Below are 15,981 nucleotides of genomic sequence, written 5' to 3'. Positions count from 1 at the left end.
CTGGACGGCCGGGGAACGTCCCATGAGCGTTTGCCGCGCCAGGCGCCCGCGGTTCCACTCCCGCCCGCGCCCCACCCCGGGCCCCGCCCCACCGTCCGGTGCGACGGGGCGGGGGCGGCGCTCAGACCTGCGGGTCTGTGCGACGGGTCGGGCGGCCCCGCTCAGACCTGCAGGTCCGGGCCTATCCGGTTGCGGACCGCCGTCTGGACCTCGGCCTCTTCGGCCGGGTCGGCCGCCAGTCGGCGCAATCGCTCCGCGACCCGTACGTCACCGGTCTCGGCGTGCAGCGCCGCGACCTCGCGCGTGGTCTCCTCGCAGTCCCAGAGGCATTCGACGGCGAAGCCCGTCGGAAAAGTCGGGTCGGTGGCCGCGAGGGCGCGGGCCGTACGGCCGCGCAGTTGGGAGGAGGCCGTCTCTCGGTAGACGTGGCGCAGGACGGGGGCGGCGCAGGCGATGCCGAGGCGGCCGGCGCCGTCGACGAGCGTGTAGAGGGCGGTCGCGTCGGGGCCTTCGGCCCGGACCGTCTCGCGCAGGGCGCCGAGCACGAGCAGGGCGTCCTGGGCGCCGCCCCGGCAGGCGAGGACGCCCGCGGCGGCCGCGCCGAGCGCGTCGGGCCGGTGCACCCAGCCGCGGGCCCGGTCGACGGCGGCGTCGCCGCACATCCGCTCGAACGCGGAGACGGCGGCTTCGGCGACGGTACGGGAGGCGCTGCCGGCGGCGGCCTCGATGAGGTCGAGCACGGCGGGGTCGCGTGCCTCGGCGAGGTAGTGCAGGGCGGCGCAGCGCGCCCCGTCGGGTCCGCTGCGTGCGGCTTCGACGATGACGGGACGGTCGTCGGGGCCGGCGACGGCGGTCAGGCAGCGGGCGGCCGGCCCGTGCAGGACGGCGCCGCGCTCCAGGCCCTCCTGGGCCCAGTCGAAGACCGCCTGGACGCTCCAGCCGGGCCGGGGCCCGCTCGGCCGCATCTGGCGCTGCCAACGGTCGAAGGAGCCCTGTTCCTGGGCAGCCCTGACCCGGGCGCCGACGGCGTCCCGCTGGTCCTCGGACCACAGCCGCCACGGCCGGGGCTCGAAGGCGTCCCGTACGGCGCTCGCCAGCTCGGCGTCGCCCTCCGGGGTGGCCGGGAAGCGGGCGAGCACCGGTCCGGCGAGCGAGCGCAGTCCGGCGTCGTCGTCGCGCAGGGCGAGCTCGTCCAGGGCCCACGCCCAGTTGGTGCCGGTCGCGGCGTACCGCCGGAGCAGCACCAGGGCGTCCTGGCGGCCGTAGGAGGCGAGGTGTCCGAGGACGGCGAGCGCGAGCCCGGTCCTGTTCTCCTCGGTGTCGAAGTGGTCCTCGGCCCCGAAGAGGTGGGTCTCGATCTCGGTGAGCCCGCCGTGCAGGTCGAGGTACAGACGTGCGTAGTAGAGGGAGCGGTTCTCGACCTGCCAGTCCTGGCGGGGGTCGCTGAGAACGCAGTGGTTGAGGGCCGCGAGGGCCTCGGCGCGCGGCGCGGCGAGTGCGTGCAGGGTGCCGTCGCCGCGGCCCCTCTGCAGCAGACCGAGCAGGGTGCCGCTCGGCGCTATGACTGGATCGAACATGGAAGATGCCTCACATCAAGCTGTCGACACGACCGGGAGTACCGGGGACTGGTGATCGCCTAGGCCGCGCAGCAACATGTTTGGCCGCCCGTCGTCCTTCGCTTGGTGTTGACCATCTTCCTCTGCCTCTCGTCGGTGGCCCCGTGCGGGCCCGACGTCATGATGACCCAGCCATTTCGCCACCGCGACCACATTTACGACACCGCTCTCACCTGGGGTTCAGTGCCCGTTCACCCGGATCTTCACCGGGCGCCGAACAGCTCCAGCAGTTCTGTCTTCCCAAACATCCGAGCAGTATCCACGGCAGACGGAGTCCCCGCTTCCGGATTTGCGCCGCCGGCGAGCAGCGCGCGGACGACGGCGTCCTCCCCCTTGAAGACCGCGCCGGCGAGCGGAGTCTGGCCGCGGTCGTTGGCACGGTCCGCGTCGGCACCCCGGGCCAGCAGGGCGGCGACCGCCTCCGCGTGCCCGTGGTAGGCGGCGAGCATGACGAGGGAGTCGCCCTTGTCGTTGGTGAGATCGGCCGGGACGCCCGCGTCGACGTAGGCGGCCAGCGTCTCGGCGTCGCCGGTCCGGGCGAGGTCGAAGACCTTGCCCGCCAGTTCGATGACCTCGGGGTCCGGAGTCTCGCTCATCGGACGTGTCCGCCTTTCCGTTCCGTCATGCATGTGACCTGCGCACGGCAAGCGAGGCCGTACGAGTGAATCGACAGGGTACTGCCCGTCCCGGGACATGACGGGGCGCGTCCACGGCAAAGATCAGCTAGCGCGCTCCGCGCATTTCGCCACTCGGGCAAGCCCCCCACATCCGCCAGTCAAGTGAAATCACCCATCTTTCACCCTTATGCACCTTTAATCGCATAGATACTTCCTGTGAACCTGGAAGGACTCATGGTGACTGTCCCCTCAACCAGGAGAACACCTCATGATCCTGTCCATCTCAGGCGTGGTCCTGCTCGGCATCATCTGCTTCCTGTTCTTCAAGAAGGACGGGATGAAGGCCTCCCACGCCCTCGTCAGCGCGCTGTTCGGCTTCTACCTCGCGGGCACCGCCATCGCCCCGAGCATCACCGCAGGCGGCCAGAGCCTCGCCAGCCTCTTGGGCGGGATCAAGTTCTGACGCCCCTCAGCCCCTTCCACAACTCCAGGAGTACGACGTGGCCCGGCGACCACTCCCCCGCATTCTGAGCAGCGGCAGCGACCGGATCGCTCGCAGTCGAGAGATCGCGCGCACGGCCGCCGACAGCGCCACCGATGTGCTCCATCCGCTGATCACCATCTCGCGTGGTCTGCGGAAGCTGGCCGCGACCGCGCGCGCCAAGTGGGCCGCGACCCCCAAGGAGCGGCGCGGTCCCACGCTGCTCCTGGTCGCGGCCTGCGTTCTCGTCGTCGCCCTCGTGCCGTACGGGCCGCTCCTCGCCCTCGTCTCGGTGATGGGCGCGGCCGCGTGGAAGGGGCGGGAGCGCCCGGTCGTGAAGACCGGGCCCGACGAGGCCGAGATCGAGCGGCTCAAGGGCCTCTACGAGGCGCTGGTGCCGTACTTCTCCGTCCCCGAGGACCCGGCCCCGCTCTTCGCCCACGGCGGCGACTGGAGCGGCGCGTTCGGGGACCACGCCTTCGACGACAGCGGGCGGCTCACCCGCCTCCGGATCAAGTACCCCGCGTACTTCACCGACGGCGAGGCCGCCTCCCGCGCCCGTATCGAGCAGCTGTTGCACGCCAAGTCGGGGCGCGGCCGCGAGTACCTCTTCGACTGGGACGAGGAGGGTAACCAGCTCGTCATGAGCGTGCTGCCGGCCCTTCCGACCACGATCGCCGCCCAGCGCTTCGTCACCGTGCCCGGCGAGACGGTCCTCGGCTTCACCGACGCCGACGCCGTGCAGCGGACCGTGCCGGTCCAGGCCGCCGACGGGGCCGAGGACGCGCCCCCGGTGGTGTGGCGTACCGGTCCGCGTTCCACGGAGCCGCATCTGCTCGCCGTCGGACAGCCCGGCAGCGGCACGACCTCCCTTCTGCGCTCCATCGCCCTGCAGGCCCTGCCGCACGGCGATGTGCTGATCGTCGAGGGCAGCGGCACCGGCGAGTACGCCTGTCTCACCGGGCGCGCCGGCGTCCTGGCCGTCGAGTGCGGCCTCGCGGGTGCGCTGGCCAGCCTGGAGTGGGCGGCGCACGAGACCGAGCGGCGGCTGATCGCCGCGAACCGGGCCCGTCAGGCGGGCCGGCCCGCGCCCGACGACACCAGGCGCCCGCTGTGGATCCTGCTGGACCGGCCGAGCGTCCTCGGCCACCTGGCGGCGGCCGACGGCCGTCCCGACCCGCAGGACCTCCTCCAGGTGCCGCTGCGGCACGGGCGGGCCGCGCAGGTCACGGTGGTGGTGGCGGAACAGTTCGACAGCGTGGAGACGCTGAGCGAGACGGTACGGACGCACACCCGCGCCCGGGTCGTGCTCGGCCCGGCCACGTCCGGGCAGATCGCGTCGGTCCTCGGCGTCGGGCCGCACACCACACCGGTCCCGGTCGTCCCGCCGGGCCGTGGCTACGCCCGCCTCGGCACCGGCCAGGTCCTGCGGCTGCAGGTGCCGGCGACGCCCGATCCGTACGACGACGCGACGAGTGAGGCGCACCGCCAGGCCGTCATGGCGCTCCTGCCGGAGCGGCAGACGGCGACGGCGACGGCGGTCGAAGCGGCCCCTGGTTCGGCCCCGGACCCCGGCCCCGCCGTGGTGCCGGAACCCGGCCCGGCGGTCGTGTCGGAACCTGGCCCCGCCCCCGGCGCCGGCCACGGCCCAGCCCCGCGCCACACCCCGGTCCCTGCGGAGGGCTGACGCCCACCCCCGTTGTGAGCACCGTTCCCCAGCGCCGAACCGGGCGCAGGGCAAACCCCCGCCCACCTCCCGTTGTGGGCATTCGTTCCGCTGGGGCGGAACGGGTGGGCACAACGGACGGCGCCCTTGCAGGCGCCTCTGCTCCGACCGCCCCGCACCCCGAGGGGCGTGCGGGCACCAAGGCCCTGTGCGTGCGGGTCCGCGGGGCGCACGGGCCCAGGGAGCGGACGCGCCCGCAAGGGCGCCGTCCCGTGTGCCCACCCGTCCCGCCCCAGCGGGACGAATGCCCACACGGCGCGGGGCGAGTGGGGCACCGCCCCGTCAACACGGATGCCCACACGGGGCGGGGCGGGGGTGGACACGGGACGAATGCGCACACGGAGCGGGGCAAGGGGGGCACCGCCCCAGCGGGACGAAGGCCCACACGGGGCGGGGACCAGCAACACGAATGCCCACGCGGCGGGCCGAGGGGGGGCGCCGCCCCAGCAGCACGAATGCCCACACGGGGCGGCGGGCCTACGCCACGAACGCACGTGACGGCTCCACGCCCGCCCCCGCGCCCGACTCGACGAGACGGGCCGCGGCCGCCAGGCGGGCCGCTGCCTCCTCCGCGACCGGGCCGCCCACGGTGAAGGGCAGCCGGACGTATCCCTCGAAAGCGCCGTCCACGCCGAACCGCGGCCCCGAGGGGACCCGTACCCCGACCCGCTCGCCGACCTCGGCGATCCGCGAGCCGGAGAGGCCGCCCGTGCGGACCCAGAGGGTCAGGCCGCCGCGGGGGACCTCGAACTCCCACTCCGGCAGCTCGGCCCGCACCGCCGCGACCAGCGCGTCCCGGTTCTCCCGCGCCTGGGTGCGGCGGATGTCGACGGCCTGCTCCCAGCCGCCGGTCCGCATCAGCCAGTTGACCCCGAGCTGCTCAAGGACGGGAGTGCCCAGGTCCGCGTAGGCCCGCGCCGCCACCAGCGAGCGGATCACGTCGGGCGCGGCCCGCACCCAGCCGATCCGCATGCCCGCCCAGAACGCCTTGCTCGCCGAGCCGACCGTGAGCACCGTCGCGCCCGCCGGGTCGAACGCGCACACGGGCTTCGGCATGTCCAGGCCGCCGTCGTCCAGGTACAGCTCGGACATCGTCTCGTCGACGACGAGGACCGTGCCGGCCGAACGGGCCGCGTCCACGAGCTGCCGTCGCTGGTCCTCGTCCGCCAGCGCGCCCGTCGGGTTGTGGAAGTCGGCGACGACGTACGCGAGCCGCGGCGCCGCGTCCCGCAGCACCTGCCGCCAGCGGCCCAGGTCCCAGCCGGACAGCCCCTCGGCCATCGCGACGGGCACGAGCCGGGCGCCCGCCGAGCGCATGAGCTGGAGGATGTTGGCGTACGAGGGCGACTCGACGGCGATCCGCTCGCCGCGCCCCGCGAAGAGATGACAGATGGCGTCGATGGCGCCCATCGCGCCGGTGGTGACCATGATCTGCTCGGGCATGGTCGGGATGCCCCGCTCGGTGTACCGGTCGGCGAGCATCTGCCGCAGCGCGGGCAGTCCGGCGGGGTAGTCCCCGTGCGTATGGGCGTACGGCGGAAGCTCCTCCAGTGCGCCCTGGACGCTCCGGGTCAGCCACGGCTCGGGCGCGGGCAGCGCCGCGCAGCCGAGGTCGATCATCGAGCCGAGGGACTCCGGCGGCAGGGGTTCGAGCCCCCGCGCGGGCAACGGGTTCCCGGCCGGTACGGCGGTCCAGCTGCCGGCCCCGCGCCGAGACTCCAGGAAGCCCTCGGCGCGCAGCGCCTCGTACGCGGCGGCCACCGTCGTACGGCTGACGGTGAGCGCCACGGCGAGCTCGCGCTCGGCGGGCAGCCGGGCCGCGACGGGCACGCGGCCTTCCAGGACGAGGAGGCGGATGCCGTCGGCCAGTGCGCGGTAGGCGGGCGGCTTGCGCGCGCCGGGTCCGGCGGGGCGCGGCTGCTGCGCCTGAAGCTGCCGGGCCAGCTGGGCGGGCCCCACCGCCGAAGTCCACTGAGCCATGGAAATCAGTCCACCTTCCTCGGATTGGCCATGGTTGGCGTCCAATCCTCCGCCACAGAGTGTCATGAGTCAGTCCACTCCCACCACACAAGGGGCACCGTCTTGTCCATCGCCTCCGGCCTCCGCGGCCGGCTCACCGGTCGTCACGTGCCCCGCAGGCTCACGCAGCTGTATGTCGGACTGGCGCTGTACGGGATCAGCTCGGCGCTCCTGGTGCGCGGCGGGCTCGGACTGGAGCCCTGGGGCGTCCTCCATCAGGGTCTCGCCGAGCGGACCGGGCTGACCATCGGAGTCGTCTCCATCTTCGTGGGGGCGATCGTTCTGCTCCTGTGGATCCCGATCCGGCAGAAGCCGGGCCTGGGCACGGTCTCGAACGTCTTCGTCATCGGTGTGGCGATGGACGGGACCCTCGCCCTGGTGCCGGACGTCCACGGTCTCGCCGCACGGATCGCGCTGCTGGTCCTCGGCATCGTGCTCAACGGCGTGGCGACCGGCCTGTACATCGCCGCCCGGTTCGGCCCCGGTCCGCGCGACGGTCTGATGACCGGACTGCACCGGCTCACGGGCCGCTCGATCCGCCTGGTCCGCACGGCCATCGAGGTCGCCGTGGTCGCCACCGGCTTCCTGCTCGGCGGTTCGGTCGGCGTCGGAACCGTCCTGTACGCGCTGAGCATCGGCCCGCTCGCGCAGTTCTTCCTGCGCCGGTTCGCCATCCCCGAGCAGGACGTGAGCAGCACCGTGGTCGCCTCGGGGACACCGGAGCAGGCGATACTGCGGCGGTGACTCGCGTACGCCACCCCTACCTCGACCACCCGTCCCCCATAGCGTTCGCCCATCGCGGCGGCACGGCGGACGGCCTGGAGAACACCGCGGCCGCCTTCCGGCGGGCCGCGGCGGCCGGTTACCGCTACTTCGAGACCGATGTGCACACCACCGCGGACGGTGCGCTGGTCGCCTTCCACGACTCGACGCTCGACCGGGTCACGGACGCCACCGGCCGCATCCGCGACCTCCCGTGGGACGCCGTCCGTGAGGCGCGGGTGGCCGGCAAGGAGCCGCTGCCGCTCTTCGAGGAGCTTCTGGAGGAGTTCCCCCAGGCCCGCTGGAACGTGGATCTGAAAGCCGAGTCGTCCCTGGTCCCACTGGTCGACCTGATCCGCAGGACCGGAGCGTGGGACCGGATCTGCGTGGGCTCGTTCACCGAGGGCCGGGTGGCCAGGGCACAGCGCCTGGCGGGGGACCGCCTGGCGACCTCGTACGGCGTGAAGGGCGTCCTCGGCCTGCGGCTGCGCTCGCTCGGCATCCCGGCGGCGCTGCGCGCGGGCGCGGTCGCCGCGCAGGTGCCGGCGAGCCAGGGCGGCATCCCTGTGGTCGATCGCCGCTTCGTGCGCGAGGCCCATGCCCGCGGTCTGCAGGTACATGTGTGGACCGTCAACGATCCGGAGCGGATGAACTCTCTCCTCGACCTGGGGGTGGATGGCATCATGACCGATCATCTGGAGGCGCTGCGCGCAGTGCTGACCGCCCGGGGCGTGTGGGTCTGAACGCGCGTCCCTCCACGGGGACGAACGAGGGGGCCGCGGCCGTGACTGCCGACACCACCGAGCCGGAGGAGCACACCGCCCCTCCGGCCGACCGCAGGCGCGAGCAGCGCGGCTGGTACTTCTACGACTTCGCCTGCTCGGTGTACTCGACGAGCGTCCTCACGGTGTTCCTCGGCCCGTATCTGACCTCGGTCGCGAAGGCCGCGGCGGACGCGGAGGGATTCGTCCATCCCCTGGGCATACCGGTGCGGGCGGGCTCGCTCTTCGCGTACGCCGTCTCGGCCTCGCTCGTGGTGGCGGTGTTCGCGATGCCGTTGGCGGGCGCGGTCGCGGACCGGACCGGCCGCAAGAAGCCGCTGCTCGCGGCCTCGGCCTATCTGGGCGCGGCGGCGACGACGGGCATGTTCTTCCTGGAGGGGCAGCGCTATCTCCTCGGCGCGTTCCTGCTGATCGTCGCGAACGCCTCGTTCGCGGTGGCGATGGCGCTGTACAACGCGTACCTGCCGCAGATCGCCGAGCCCCACGAGCGGGACGCGGTCTCCTCCCGCGGCTGGGCGTTCGGCTACACGTCGGGGGCGCTGGTCCTGGTCCTCAACCTGATCCTGTACTCGGGACACGAATCCTTCGGGCTGAGCGAGGGCACGGCGGTGCGGATCTGTCTGGCCTCGGCCGGACTGTGGTGGGGCGCGTTCGCCCTCATCCCGCTGCGGCGGCTGCGGGACCGGCGCGTCCAGCAGCACGGCGAGGGCTCGGGCTCGGGCTCGGAGGGGTCGGTCGGCGGTGGCTGGCGTCAGCTCATGGCCACGCTGAGGGACATGCGCCGCCATCCGCTGACGCTGTCGTTCCTGCTCGCCTATCTCGTCTACAACGACGGGGTGCAGACCGTGATCTCGCAGGCGTCGATCTACGGCTCCGAGGAGCTGGGGCTCGACCAGACGACGCTGATCACGGCGGTGCTGCTGGTCCAGGTGCTCGCCGTCGTCGGTGCGCTCGGCATGGGCCGGATGGCGCGGTCGTACGGCGCCAAGCGCACGATCCTCGGGTCGCTGGCGGTCTGGACGCTGATCCTGGCCGCCGGGTACTTCCTGCCGGCCGACGCGCCGGTGGCGTTCTTCTGTCTCGCGGCGGCGATCGGTCTGGTCCTCGGCGGAAGCCAGGCGCTGTCGCGTTCGTTGTTCTCCCATCTGGTGCCGCGCGGCAAGGAGGCGGAGTACTTCTCGGCGTACGAGATGAGCGACCGGGGCCTGAGCTGGCTGGGGCCACTCGTGTTCGGTCTCGCGTATCAGCTGACCGGGAGCTACCGGGATGCCATCATCTCTCTGGTGATCTTCTTCGCGGCCGGTTTCGTGCTGCTCGCGCGGGTGCCGGTGCGGCGCGCCGTGGCGGCCGCGGGCAACCCGGTTCCCGAGCGAATTTAGACGCGGAAGTGAAAGGCCGGTAGTGTACGCCTTTGGCCTGCCAGGCGGACCGTTACTGCGTGCTGCTTCGGTGAAGACGCTGGGTGACATCTGCTGCCAGATGTGACAAACCGGGCACTGGTGGGTAGAACAAGGGGCGGCACGACGGGCGACGCATGACCCGGAACGGGAATCTTTACCGCCGACCGGACGTTGACCGGATGACGACGACAGCGACACCTGTCCTGTGGGCGACAAGCCCGGGAGGCACGATTCATGAGTGAGCGAGCTCTTCGCGGCACGCGCCTCGTGGTGACCAGCTACGAGACCGACCGCGGCATCGATCTGGCCCCGCGCCAGGCCGTGGAGTACGCATGCGAGAAGGGCCATCGTTTTGAGATGCCCTTCTCGGTGGAAGCGGAAATTCCGCCGGAGTGGGAGTGCAAGGTCTGCGGCAGCCAGGCACTCCTGGTGGACGGGGACGGCCCCGAGGAGAAGAAGGGCAAGCCGGCGCGTACGCACTGGGACATGCTCATGGAGCGGCGCACCCGCGAGGAGCTGGAGGAGGTCCTGGCCGAGAGGCTGGCGGTCCTCCGTTCCGGCGCCATGAACATCGCCGTACATCCGCGAGACAGCCGCAAGTCCGCCTAGGCGGACGGCACGGCCGAAGCGACGCCGCGGGGCCCGGTACACCTTGTGTGTACCGGGCCCCGCGGCGTTGTCGCGTCGGTATTACGGCGTCAGTGGCACGGGCTCGTCGGCATTACGGCGTCAGCGGCACGGGCTCGTCGGCATTACGGCGTCAGCAGCAAGGACTCGTCGGTGTTACGGCGTCAGGGGCTTGCGGGGGTCCTGGGGGCGCTGCGGCCCCTGGGGTGCGTCCTCGCGGATGACCTCGCCCTGGACGACCTTGCCGTCGGGACGGCGCATACGAGCCTGCTGGAAGGCGTCCTGCAGGCTGCCGGGAGGGGCCGCGTTCATCCGGCGCTCGGCGGCCCGGTCCGCGTACCGGCCGAGGAAGGAGCGCACCGGCGGCACGAGCAGCAGCAGACCGGCCGCGTCGGAGATCAGGCCGGGGATCATCAGCAGCAGACCGCCGAGCATCAGGAAGCCGTTGCGGTCGCCCGCGCCGGCCCGATCGGCCGCGGTCGGCGCGACGCCGGTCTGCGCCGCCGCCTGGGCCTGCTGGAAGGTCTCGGTGAGGTTCTTGAAGGCGCGGCGTCCGGCCCGCTTGATCACCACGGCGCCGAGAACGGCTCCGCCGAGCAGCAGGCCGAAGACCGTGAGCCCACCGACAGCGTTCGCCACCACCGTGAGCAGCCAGATCTCGAGGACCAGCCAGGCGGCGAGGGCCAGCGGGAGAAACGTACGCGCGCGTGAGCGCTTCGGGGCGAGGGGAGGCGTGGCGCCGGTCGTCATGTCCCCCAGTGTGCCTGGCCCGTCGCAGGAACGTCGTAAAGGAGGGATCAGTCCCGACCGGCGGCCCTCAGCTCGCGGACTTATGGCCGAGCAGCTTGCCGACCTTGTTCGCACGGGCCATCAGACCCCAGCCGGTGACCCGCCACAGGGCCTCGACGACGATGTTGCGGCTCATCTTCGAGTCGCCGATCTCGCGCTCCACGAAGGTGATCGGGACCTCGACGACATGGAAGCCGGCGGCGACGGCGCGGCGGGCCAGGTCGACCTGGAAGCAGTAGCCGGCCGAGGCCACGTCTTCCAGGCCCAGGCCCTCCAGGGTCTCCTTGCGGAAGGCCCGGTAGCCGCCGGTGACGTCACGGATCGGCACGTCGAGCATGACGCGGGAGTAGAGGCTGCCGCCGCGGGAGATGAACTCGCGGGACTTGGGCCAGTTCACGATCCGGCCGCCGGGCACCCAGCGGGAGCCGAGCACGAGGTCGGCGCCCTTCAGCGCGGTCAGCAGCCGGGGCAGTTCCTCGGGCTGGTGGGAGCCGTCGGCGTCCATCTCGACGAGGACGCCGTAGCCGTTCTCGATGCCCCAGCGGAAGCCGGCGAGGTAGGCGGCGCCGAGCCCCTCCTTGCCCTTGCGGTGCAGGACATGGACGTGGTCGTCCTCCGCCGCGATCTCGTCGGCGAACTTGCCCGTGCCGTCGGGGCTGTTGTCGTCGGCGACGAGGATGTGCGCCTCCGGTACGGCCGCCCGTACGCGCGAGACGATCGGCTTGATGTTCTCCGCCTCGTTGTAGGTCGGAATGATCACCAAGGCTCTGCCGAGCGGGCCGTAACGCCTCTGGCCACCGTCGTTCACTGCTGCCCCTTCGGATACATACGCGAACCCCCACCATAGCGAGCCCCGCCCGCGACTCGGTCGCGGCGGGGCAGGTTGCGGGGGTGCCGTTGCGAACCGGCGTCACGTATGGAGTGCGGATCGGGGCCCGGCGCCCTTCGGGCCGACCTGGAACCCGCTGGCTGCGGGTCGACCGAGAGCCGTTGTCTACTGAACGTCCGGGCCCCACCCGGGTCGCACCCTCCGACGGAGAAACCTTCCCTCGCCCCCGAGGCGCGGGCGCTGAACCTGGTTCCCGGTAATGGTGAGCCGGTGCGGCACACCATCCCTTGACCCAGCGGCGTTCGACGACTGCGTGGAGGTTGAAACCGGTCGGACGTCCTGTGGTGGACTCGCCGAACCTACCGGCCGGTGGCGGCTCGCTGTCAATACTCCTTTGACCTGCGGAGATTACCGATACTGCCAGGTCAGCGGGGAAGATCCGCAGGTCGAGGGCGAGCCGGTCGATCATCAATCGGCGGTACGAAATGTCCCTACGTCACTCGTTCGGCCGTACGAAAACCGTTTGTCCGAAGACCACCGTGCGCAGACAGACCGGGAGTTCGCCGCCGGGGGTCAGATCGGGCAGACCGGGCGTTCCGGAGCGCGGATCGGTCGACCAGCGGGCCACCCGGTCGTCGGGCGCCTGGACCACGAGTTCGTCGGCGCGCCAGATCGCGTAGTCGGCCGGGGCGCCGGGGACGAGGGTGCCGGCGTCGTCGCGGCCGACGGCCCGCCAGCCGCCCCGGGTGTGGGCGGTGAAGGCGGCGCGGACGGAGATCCGGTGCTCGGGGGTGCGGTGGAAGGCGGCCGCCCGGACGGTGCCCCAGGGGTCCAGCGGGGTCACCGGGCTGTCCGAGCCGAAGGCCAGCGGCACTCCGGAGCGGAGCAGGGCGGCGTACGGGTTGAGGGTGCGGGCCCGCTCGACGCCCAGGCGCTCGGCGTACATCCCCTCCTCACCGCCCCAGGCCGCGTCGAAGGCGGGCTGGACGGAGGCGGTGAGGCCGAGTTCGGCGAAGGCGGCGATCGTCTCGGGGGTCAGCATCTCGGCGTGCTCGACGCGGTGCCGGGCGGCGCGGATCCGGGCGAGGCCGAGCTTCTCGGAGGCGGCCCGCACGCCCTCGACGACGGCGGTGATCGCCGCGTCGCCGATGGCGTGGAACCCTGCCTGGAGGCCGGCCTCGGTGCAGGCGACGACATGGGCCGCGACCGCGGGGGCGTCGAGGTGGCCGATCCCGGTGTGGGCGGCGTCCTCGTACGCGTCGTGGAGGCAGGCGGTGTGCGAGCCGAGCGAGCCGTCGGCGAAGAGGTCGCCGGCCGCGCCGACGGCGCCGAGCGCACGGGCCCGTTCGACGTCGAGGTCGGCCCAGTAGCCGACCACCCGCGGCCCGGCCTCCTCCCGGGCGAGGTCGAGCAGCCCGGTGAAGTCGTCCTCGGAGGAGATCTCGGGTCCGCCGCACTCGTGGAGCGTGCCGATGCCGAGCGAGGCGGCGTGCGCGCGGGCCGCGCGCTGGGCCTCGGTGCGCTGCGCGGGCGAGAGGGCGGCGTACGCGGCGCGGCGGACGGCGTGGTGGGCGTCTCCGGTGAGCGGCTCGCCATCGCGGAAACCGGCGAGTTCACGGATGCGGGGCACGAGGTCGAGCAGGGCGGTGGTGACGACGGCGGAGTGGACGTCGATCCGGGTGAGGTAGAGCGGGCGGCCGCCCGTGAGCCCGTCCAGCTCGTCGCGGCGCAGCGGGCGGCGCTCGGGCCAGCGCGAGGCGTCCCAGCCGTGCCCGATCAGGATCCGGTCGTCGGGACGGGCGGCGGCGTAGGCCCGGATCCGCTCCGCCGCCTCGGCGAGCGAGGTGGCGGTGGACAGGTCGAGGCCGGTCAGTGCGAGACCGGTCGCCGTGGTGTGCACATGCGCGTCGACGAACGCGGGGGTGACGAGCGCGCCTTCGAGGTCGATCACCTCGTCCACCCCGGAGGCGAAGGCGTCGGCCGCCCCCTCCGAGCCGACCCAGGCGACATGCCCTCGCTCGACCACCATGGCGGTGGCGAAGGGGTCGGCCGGGCTGTGGACGTCTCCACCGCGCAGCAGCACGGTGCGGTGTGCGTTCTCTGAGAGGGTCTCGCTCATGCGACCAGGCTAGATGTGCGGAGGAGCCCGGCCGACCGCCGGGCCCACAGCCGGATCGGCCGTGCCGCTAGATGCGCGGCGGCCTTGCTTCGTACGGGGTCGACAGGACGACCGTCGTGCGGCTGGAGACCCCGGCCTGGGAGCGGATGCGGCTGAGCAGGTGCTCCAGCTCCAGCGGGGTCGCGACGCGCACCTTGAGGATGTAGTTCTCGTCGCCCGCGACGCTGTGGCAGGCCTCGATCTCCGGGATGTCGGCGAGCCGGTCCGGGGTGTCGTCCGGGGCGCTGGGGTCGAAGGGTTTGACCGAGATGAAGGCGGTCAGCGGCAGTCCGACGGCCTCCGGGTCGACGACGGCGGCATAGCCGCGGATGACCCCGCGCTGCTCGAGGCGGCGGACGCGCTGATGTACGGCCGAGGTGGACAGGCCGGTGGCCTTGCCCAGGTCGGTGTAGCTCATGCGCCCGTCTCTGACGAGCAACTCGACGATCTGACGATCCAGCTCCTCCATGCGGTCAACCTATTGCCCCGGGGGGCCATCGGCACAGCCGGGGGCCCGTCCGCATAGGCATCAATGGGCATCCTCGGGGCACCTGCGACAGGCATGTGACGAACACCACAGGTTTGCGGGCAGGTCGTTCGAGACCTCACGGTTATGCAGGGGGCCGTATGGGAATTGCTTGCTGTGGTCGAGGCCACACGTACTTGGTCGACCCACCCGAGGGGGAGATTCTCCATGCAGGAGCCTGTTGATTCGGTCGAGACGGCCGACGAGCTCGACGCGTACGACACCTTTGAGATGTACCGGGTGATCTGCCCGGACTGCGTCCAGCCGATCGCGCTGCTCGCGGACGAGGACGTACTGCCCGAGCACGCGCTGTGCCCGACTCCGTGGAACCCGTTCGTGCTGACGGTCTGCCCGGGCACGGGCCGGGCGGCGTCCGACGCGCGCCCCGCGGACGAGACGCTGGAGGTCCAGGAGCAGGACACCGCGCTCCTGCTGACGCTCCCTCAGGGTCTCGACTGGCGGACGCAGCCCTTCTCGCATGTCGGCGGTCCGGGCTCGCGTCCGATCAAGGTGCCGCAGATGCGGCGCGCGGCGTAACGACGCCTACCAGTAGCTTCCCTGCACCATCGCCGCGAGCGTGGCGTGGTGCAGGATCAGGCTGTCCGGATTCTCCGGCACCTGAACCTCTCCGAAGTGCGCCTGGCGGTACGCGACTCTGAGCATCACGATCGCGTGCCGCAGCGCCGCGTAGAGGGTGTGGAACTCCATGTCCCGCGGCGTGTGGCCGGTGAGGTCGGCATAGCGCCGCTCGACCGCGTCACGACGCAGGAACTCCGGCAGCCCGGGCTGGCCGAAGCTCACGGTCAGGTCCTGGAAGAAGCGGTGCAGGTAGACGGTCCAGCCGAGGTCCACCTCGCGCGGGGCGAAGCCCGCCATCTCCCAGTCGAGCACGGCCGCGGGCCGAAATCCGTCGTAGACGATGTTCCCGATGCGCGCGTCGCCCCAGTTCAGGACGGCCGGAGCCTCGTCGGCGGGCCAGTGTGCCTCCAGCCAGTCGAAGGCGGACTCGATGAGCGGGGAGGGCGCGAGGCCCTTCACCACCCAGGCGTAGTAGGCGCGTTGGGCGTCGACGTGCCGGCGCAGCGGGCTCCCCGATCCATCGGGGAGCAGGAACTCCGCCTCCTTCTGGGGGAATTGGTCGTGCAGCCGGGCCAGCACCGAGACGGACTCGGCCTCCAGGAGAGCGCGCTCGGCGTCGGTGGCCTCATGCAGCCAGTTCCCCTCGTACGTGTAGGGCATGACGTCCGGCGGGACGCGGCCCTCGGCCCTGGCCATCACGAAGAACGGGGCGCCGAGCGGCCCCGGGTCGGTCTCCAGCCACAGCACGCGCGGCACGGGGATGTCGGTGTGCTGCCCGACCAGACCCATCACCCGGTGCTGCCGCTCCATGTCGTAGACGGGGAAGATCGTGTACGCGGCGGGGTCGGCGGCCAGCCGCAGGGCGCAGCCGCGCACCGGGGTCTCGGGGTGGTCGATGTCGAAGAGCAGGGTCTCGCTGGACATGCCGTTGGAGCCGGGGACGGCGAGGTCGGTGACGCGGGCGCCGGGGAGCCGGGTGTCGAGCCAGCGGGTGAGGCGGCGGCCGAGCTCCTCGGGGTCACGGGTGGTGGTGCGGGGGCGGGGCGCGGTGGCCATGGTCGCGAGCTCCT

General features: G+C 72.3%; 15 protein-coding genes. 7 read left to right on the top strand and 8 right to left on the bottom strand.

The window, feature by feature from the left end:
- Positions 1 to 161: 161 nt before the first annotated feature.
- Together ABZ939_RS02145 and ABZ939_RS02140 are read right to left on the bottom strand one after the other, a co-directional pair.
- A complete protein-coding gene (locus tag ABZ939_RS02145) occupies positions 162 to 1,577 on the bottom strand; it encodes a HEAT repeat domain-containing protein (RefSeq protein ID WP_361847813.1) in 1,416 nt (471 codons plus the stop codon).
- A gap of 242 nt (positions 1,578 to 1,819) precedes the next feature.
- Positions 1,820 to 2,212, bottom strand: coding sequence for an ankyrin repeat domain-containing protein (locus ABZ939_RS02140; protein WP_361847810.1), 393 nt, complete (start codon positions 2,210 to 2,212; stop codon positions 1,820 to 1,822).
- Between the two features lie 289 nt (positions 2,213 to 2,501).
- Between ABZ939_RS02140 and ABZ939_RS02135 the strand changes: the two genes are divergently transcribed.
- Both ABZ939_RS02135 and ABZ939_RS02130 read left to right on the top strand, forming a co-directional pair.
- On the top strand, positions 2,502 to 2,696 hold the full coding sequence (locus tag ABZ939_RS02135; RefSeq protein WP_046907412.1) for a hypothetical protein: 195 nt from the start codon (positions 2,502 to 2,504) through the stop codon (positions 2,694 to 2,696).
- A 37-nt stretch (positions 2,697 to 2,733) separates the two neighbouring features.
- Positions 2,734 to 4,401: a hypothetical protein gene (locus ABZ939_RS02130; protein WP_361847807.1), complete on the top strand. Its 1,668-nt coding sequence runs from the start codon at positions 2,734 to 2,736 to the stop codon at positions 4,399 to 4,401.
- A 516-nt stretch (positions 4,402 to 4,917) separates the two neighbouring features.
- Here ABZ939_RS02130 and ABZ939_RS02125 read toward each other — a convergent pair.
- The gene (locus ABZ939_RS02125) at positions 4,918 to 6,420 is read right to left on the bottom strand and encodes a PLP-dependent aminotransferase family protein (protein ID WP_361847804.1); all 1,503 of its coding nucleotides are present in this window, start codon (positions 6,418 to 6,420) and stop codon (positions 4,918 to 4,920) included.
- Between the two features lie 102 nt (positions 6,421 to 6,522).
- On the opposite strand from ABZ939_RS02125, the gene ABZ939_RS02120 reads away from it, so the two are divergent.
- The 4 genes from ABZ939_RS02120 (at position 6,523) to ABZ939_RS02105 (ending at position 10,012) form a co-directional block, all read left to right on the top strand.
- The gene (locus ABZ939_RS02120; RefSeq protein ID WP_361847801.1) at positions 6,523 to 7,203 is read left to right on the top strand and encodes a hypothetical protein; all 681 of its coding nucleotides are present in this window, start codon (positions 6,523 to 6,525) and stop codon (positions 7,201 to 7,203) included.
- Positions 7,200 to 7,964, top strand: a complete 765-nt coding sequence (locus tag ABZ939_RS02115; RefSeq protein WP_361847799.1) for a glycerophosphodiester phosphodiesterase family protein — start codon at positions 7,200 to 7,202, stop codon at positions 7,962 to 7,964. Before ABZ939_RS02120 ends, ABZ939_RS02115 begins: the two co-directional genes overlap by 4 nt.
- 41 nt (positions 7,965 to 8,005) lie before the next feature.
- Positions 8,006 to 9,382 carry an MFS transporter gene (locus tag ABZ939_RS02110; RefSeq protein ID WP_361847796.1) on the top strand — a complete coding sequence of 459 codons (1,377 nt, stop codon included), beginning with the start codon at positions 8,006 to 8,008 and terminating at the stop codon, positions 9,380 to 9,382.
- Positions 9,383 to 9,637: 255 nt separating this feature from the next.
- Positions 9,638 to 10,012: an RNA polymerase-binding protein RbpA gene (locus tag ABZ939_RS02105; protein ID WP_026278069.1), complete on the top strand. Its 375-nt coding sequence runs from the start codon at positions 9,638 to 9,640 to the stop codon at positions 10,010 to 10,012.
- Positions 10,013 to 10,186: 174 nt separating this feature from the next.
- Here ABZ939_RS02105 and fxsA read toward each other — a convergent pair whose 3' ends face one another.
- The 4 genes from fxsA to ABZ939_RS02085 form a co-directional block, all read right to left on the bottom strand.
- Positions 10,187 to 10,780, bottom strand: coding sequence for an FxsA family membrane protein (gene fxsA, locus ABZ939_RS02100; protein ID WP_361847793.1), 594 nt, complete (start codon positions 10,778 to 10,780; stop codon positions 10,187 to 10,189).
- Between the two features lie 67 nt (positions 10,781 to 10,847).
- Positions 10,848 to 11,627, bottom strand: a complete 780-nt coding sequence (locus ABZ939_RS02095) for a polyprenol monophosphomannose synthase (RefSeq protein ID WP_361847790.1) — start codon at positions 11,625 to 11,627, stop codon at positions 10,848 to 10,850.
- Positions 11,628 to 12,144: 517 nt separating this feature from the next.
- Positions 12,145 to 13,767 (bottom strand): amidohydrolase, encoded by a 1,623-nt coding sequence (locus ABZ939_RS02090; RefSeq protein WP_361847787.1) that lies wholly within the window; start codon positions 13,765 to 13,767, stop codon positions 12,145 to 12,147.
- Between the two features lie 67 nt (positions 13,768 to 13,834).
- Complete coding sequence (locus tag ABZ939_RS02085; RefSeq protein ID WP_215071913.1) at positions 13,835 to 14,275, bottom strand: Lrp/AsnC family transcriptional regulator; 441 nt, start codon at positions 14,273 to 14,275, stop codon at positions 13,835 to 13,837.
- Between the two features lie 225 nt (positions 14,276 to 14,500).
- Here ABZ939_RS02085 and ABZ939_RS02080 point away from each other — a divergent pair, with 225 nt between their 5' ends.
- Positions 14,501 to 14,869, top strand: a complete 369-nt coding sequence (locus ABZ939_RS02080) for a hypothetical protein (protein ID WP_361649470.1) — start codon at positions 14,501 to 14,503, stop codon at positions 14,867 to 14,869.
- A gap of 6 nt (positions 14,870 to 14,875) precedes the next feature.
- On the opposite strand, the gene ABZ939_RS02075 is transcribed toward ABZ939_RS02080, so the two are convergent.
- Positions 14,876 to 15,967, bottom strand: coding sequence for a phosphotransferase family protein (locus ABZ939_RS02075; protein WP_361847784.1), 1,092 nt, complete (start codon positions 15,965 to 15,967; stop codon positions 14,876 to 14,878).
- Between the last annotated feature and the right edge of the window lie 14 nt (positions 15,968 to 15,981).

Source organism: Streptomyces sp. NPDC046712 (assembly GCF_040645695.1).
Taxonomy (GTDB): domain Bacteria; phylum Actinomycetota; class Actinomycetes; order Streptomycetales; family Streptomycetaceae; genus Streptomyces.
This window is presented reverse-complemented; position numbering and strand designations above follow the sequence as displayed.

Bases quoted from the DNA above. Each gene is read 5' to 3' on its own strand.
- ABZ939_RS02145 (WP_361847813.1), bottom strand. From the start codon at position 1,577: ATGTTCGATCCAGTCATAGCGCCGAGCGGCACCCTGCTCGGTCTGCTG.
- ABZ939_RS02140 (WP_361847810.1), bottom strand. From the start codon at position 2,212: ATGAGCGAGACTCCGGACCCCGAGGTCATCGAACTGGCGGGCAAGGTC.
- ABZ939_RS02135 (WP_046907412.1), top strand. From the start codon at position 2,502: ATGATCCTGTCCATCTCAGGCGTGGTCCTGCTCGGCATCATCTGCTTC.
- ABZ939_RS02125 (WP_361847804.1), bottom strand. From the start codon at position 6,420: ATGGCTCAGTGGACTTCGGCGGTGGGGCCCGCCCAGCTGGCCCGGCAG.
- ABZ939_RS02105 (WP_026278069.1), top strand. From the start codon at position 9,638: ATGAGTGAGCGAGCTCTTCGCGGCACGCGCCTCGTGGTGACCAGCTAC.
- fxsA (WP_361847793.1), bottom strand. From the start codon at position 10,780: ATGACGACCGGCGCCACGCCTCCCCTCGCCCCGAAGCGCTCACGCGCG.
- ABZ939_RS02090 (WP_361847787.1), bottom strand. From the start codon at position 13,767: ATGAGCGAGACCCTCTCAGAGAACGCACACCGCACCGTGCTGCTGCGC.
- ABZ939_RS02085 (WP_215071913.1), bottom strand. From the start codon at position 14,275: ATGGAGGAGCTGGATCGTCAGATCGTCGAGTTGCTCGTCAGAGACGGG.
- ABZ939_RS02080 (WP_361649470.1), top strand. From the start codon at position 14,501: ATGCAGGAGCCTGTTGATTCGGTCGAGACGGCCGACGAGCTCGACGCG.
- ABZ939_RS02075 (WP_361847784.1), bottom strand. From the start codon at position 15,967: ATGGCCACCGCGCCCCGCCCCCGCACCACCACCCGTGACCCCGAGGAG.